We start from the raw sequence: 2,579 nt of genomic DNA on the forward strand, positions 1-2,579 counted from the left end.
AAACTACGCCGACGCCCCTTAACAACATCGCACGCGGTGCCTTCCCCTTCTACCACCGCCTCACTCCCTGCGCGCAGCAGGCCAATGGGCGTTAGCCGTGTACGGTCCTGGTAGCGCAGCGGCAGGTGGAAGAGCAGGTCGCTGACGCAGTGGATTCCCAAGCGCGCCAACTTTAGCGCAAGCGCTTCGCCAACCCCTTTCAACGACGAAACCGGTGCAGAAAGGTCACTCATGAGGACGGACTAGTAGTGTGTACAGGTTGCTGACATTGGCTAATCGCCTTGGCTAACGCATCAATTGCTTTAGGGCGAGGAAAGCTTGCCCGCCACGCAATGGCGACGGTGCGCGAAGGCGCGGGCTCAACGAATGGCCGGCTCACCAACATGGCATTTTCATACTGATCAGTGCCCAGCGCCGACTGTGGCAGTACCGTAATGCCTAATTTAGATGCCACCATATGGCGAATGGTTTCCAATGATCCACCCTCTGCTATCAACGTATTATTTGGGCTGTTAAGCTTTTGGGTAATCGCCGGACAGGCTTCTAAAATTTGATCACGGAAGCAGTGCCCTTCCCCCAGCAACAACAAGCGCTCTTCTAACAAATCTTCTTTGTGAATCGCGTCACGACTTACCCAGCGATGGCTGGCTGGCATCAATACCTCAAAATGCTCATCGTAAATCGGCTTGGTAACCACGTCGGTCTCTGTGAAAGGCAGCGCCACAATAATCACATCCAGCTCGCCACTGCGTAACTTTGTCCGCAGAGAACCGGTCATACCTTCTTCGATATACAACGGCATTTGCGGCGCAGCGCTAGCCAGTGCTGGCACTAGGTGGGGAAATAAGTAGGGGCCTATCGTATAAATAGCACCAATGCGCAGCGGGTTAGCCAACTGGTCTTTTCCAGCATTCGCCATTTCGTAGATAAGTCGGCTCTGTTCCAGCACGCGCTGGGCTTGAGCAACGATTTTGTCTCCCAGCGGGGTGACCTGCACCGTTGATTTGGAACGTTCAAACAGCGGTGTACCAAGCTCGTCCTCAAGCTTTTTTACCGCCACCGAGAGCGTTGGCTGTGAAACATGACAGCGTTCGGCGGCGCGACCAAAGTGACGTTCTTGGGCAAGGGTTACGATGTAGCGTAGTTCTGTTAAAGTCATAGCGGTGCCAGTGGCATCCTCTCGTTGCAGCTCGTTAAGTCATCGTGATAGCGAGATGGAAAAGGACAAACAAACCCTATTGAAGATGGCACATCTCATAGGGACTTTGTATCTGATAGGGAATATTAATCAAGAGGAGTGACCAAGGTGAAGCAAACGGTACTGATTATTGGCTGCGGAGATATAGGCATAACGCTCGGACGCGAGCTACTCAGCGAGGGCCATCATGTTATCGGCGTACGCCGTCACACCGGGGCATTAAAAGACACCGGCATTGAGCCGTTGGCGCTTGATCTTAACGACCTTGAAGGCGCTGGTGCTGACGCTCTGCCTCACGCTGACTACGTTATCTATACGGTCAGCGCTGACCGTTTCGAGGAGAGTGCCTACCAAAGTGCCTATCCGGATGGCCTCAATCGTGTGCTTGGCGTGCTGGAGCAACATAAAACGCCGCCAAAACGTATCTTTTTTGTGTCATCGACCAGTGTCTATGGCCAGCAGGAAGGCGAAGTCGTAAATGAAGACAGCCCAACCGGTTCGACCAGTTTTTCTGGCAAGCTGATGTGCAATGCTGAACAAGCGCTGATTAATCATCCGATTCCCGGCACGGTTGTGCGCTTTTCGGGTATTTACGGCCCTGGCCGTGATCGTTTAATTCACCAGGTCGCGGAAGGCCGTATTGCCGCGGTGACCCCCGTCAGCTACTCCAACCGTATTCACCGTGATGACTGCACCGGTATTTTGGCGCACTTAATTCGTTGTCAGGAAAAAGGCGCGCCACTCGCCGACCTTTACCTAGCTAGCGACTGCGAGCCTGTCACCCTACATAACGTGATGGCGTGGTTAGCCAAACAGCTCAAGGTTGAATCTACCGAGACCATGCAGTCACCCCTACGCCGTCGCACCAGTAAACGCTGCGATAATAGCCGCATCCGTGAAACAGGTTATGAATTTCGCTATCCGACCTACAAAGAAGGCTACGCACAGGTGCTAAAAGAGGGCGGTTTCTTAACGCCACAAAAAGCCTAACCGTCGCGCTATTCCTCTGCACGATCCTCAAAAAAAAGCGAGCACTTGATGATTGAGTGCTCGCCCGTTCTTACTAAAGACAGCCGGCTCAGTGGCTTAGTCGCCAATGACCATCACAGCTTCTGCTTCTACTTGACTACCTTTGGGTAACGCTTTGACGCCGACCGCTGCACGGGCAGGGAAAGGCGACGAGAAGAACTCTTCCATCACCTTGTTCACGATCGCAAAGTTATCCAAATCAACTAGGTATAAGTTGAGTTTGACGATATCGCCCAGCGTACCGGCAGCCTCTTCACACACCGCCTGAAGATTGGTAAATACTTGACGCGCTTGTGCTTCAAAGTCGTCAGAGACAATTTCCATTGTCTCGGGGTTCAGCGGGATCTGACCC

General features: G+C 52.9%; 3 protein-coding genes and 1 pseudogene. 1 reads left to right on the plus strand and 3 read right to left on the minus strand.

Going from position 1 to position 2,579, the window contains the following annotated elements:
• Together AC0UA9_RS17335 and AC0UA9_RS17340 are read right to left on the minus strand one after the other, a co-directional pair.
• Positions 1–233: pseudogene (locus AC0UA9_RS17335) on the minus strand (ATP-dependent DNA helicase RecG); the annotation flags it as partial.
• Positions 230–1,159 carry a hydrogen peroxide-inducible genes activator gene (locus AC0UA9_RS17340; protein ID WP_449204726.1) on the minus strand — a complete coding sequence of 310 codons (930 nt, stop codon included), beginning with the start codon at positions 1,157–1,159 and terminating at the stop codon, positions 230–232. The gene AC0UA9_RS17340 and the pseudogene AC0UA9_RS17335, both read right to left, overlap by 4 nt.
• Before the next feature lie 147 nt (positions 1,160–1,306).
• Between AC0UA9_RS17340 and AC0UA9_RS17345 the strand changes: the two genes are divergently transcribed.
• A complete protein-coding gene (locus tag AC0UA9_RS17345) occupies positions 1,307–2,188 on the plus strand; it encodes an SDR family oxidoreductase (protein ID WP_475661978.1) in 882 nt (293 codons plus the stop codon).
• 96 nt (positions 2,189–2,284) lie between these two features.
• Here AC0UA9_RS17345 and AC0UA9_RS17350 read toward each other — a convergent pair.
• Positions 2,285–2,579 (minus strand): Rid family detoxifying hydrolase (locus AC0UA9_RS17350; RefSeq protein WP_475661980.1); only part of this gene is annotated, 295 nt, incomplete at its 5' end.

Source organism: Colwellia sp. F1 (assembly GCF_056238625.1).

What these genes read in the sequence shown, in the direction of transcription:
- AC0UA9_RS17340 (WP_449204726.1), bottom strand. Translation starts at nt 1,159, where the DNA reads ATGACTTTAACAGAACTACGCTACATCGTAACCCTTGCCCAAGAACGT.